1 protein-coding gene is annotated in these 744 nt (G+C 75.8%); it reads right to left on the bottom strand.

Annotated features, from left to right (window positions below; genetic code table 11):
* Positions 1 to 744, bottom strand: a 744-nt coding sequence (locus tag N864_RS22820; protein ID WP_034722995.1) for an alpha/beta fold hydrolase, incomplete at both ends; no start/stop codon positions are given.

The raw sequence follows: 744 nt of genomic DNA, 5'->3' as shown, positions 1-744 counted from the left end.
CCGGCCGTGGCTCCGGCACCGGCCGTGGCTCCGGCACCCGCTGTGGCTCCGGCGCCCGCCGTGGCTCCGGCACCGGCGCGTGCCGGGGCGAGGGCGCCCATGAAGAAGTTGGCGGCCCAGTCCTGCTTGAACGGGCCCGGCGTCGGGATCGAGGCCCGCCCGGCGGGAGTCGTCGGCGCCTGCGACACCGCCGCCTGCGGGAAGAACGCCTGCGACAGGTCGTTCCAGGTGATGGCCGCGACGACTCCGTCGATCCTCGGGTCGGTGCCGGCGAGGAGCAGCGCGAGCGCCCCGCCGTAGGACCCACCCATCACGCCGACCCGGGGGTCGCCCGGCGAGTCGAGCTGCACATCAGGGCGTTTCGCGGCGAGGTCGACGAGGGCACGGGCGTCGGCGACCTCGTACCTCGGGTCGTCGAGGTGGATCCGGCCGCCGGACTTGCCGAAGCCCCGCGCCGTCCACGTCACGACGACGTAGCCGCGGGCCTGCAGGTCGATGGCCTGCCCTGCCACCGACTCCTTCGTGCCGCCGAACCCGTGCGCCAGCAGGACGACCGGGTGCTTCCCGCCACCGGGCTGGCCATAGACGGACACGTCGAGCGACACCGGTGTGCCGTCCGGCTCGGCCCCGACGGGCAGGCTCAGCGCCTCAGGAGCGGCCGCTGTTGCGACCACCGCGGGCGGCACCGCTGCGGGCTGGACCACAGCCGCCGGGACGGCTCCGGCCCGGGCCAGAGCTGCACCG

Source organism: Intrasporangium chromatireducens Q5-1, from assembly GCF_000576575.1.
Lineage (GTDB): Bacteria > Actinomycetota > Actinomycetes > Actinomycetales > Dermatophilaceae > Intrasporangium_A > Intrasporangium_A chromatireducens.
The sequence above is the reverse complement of the archived record's forward strand: the minus strand, read 5'-3'. Positions and strand labels throughout refer to the sequence as shown.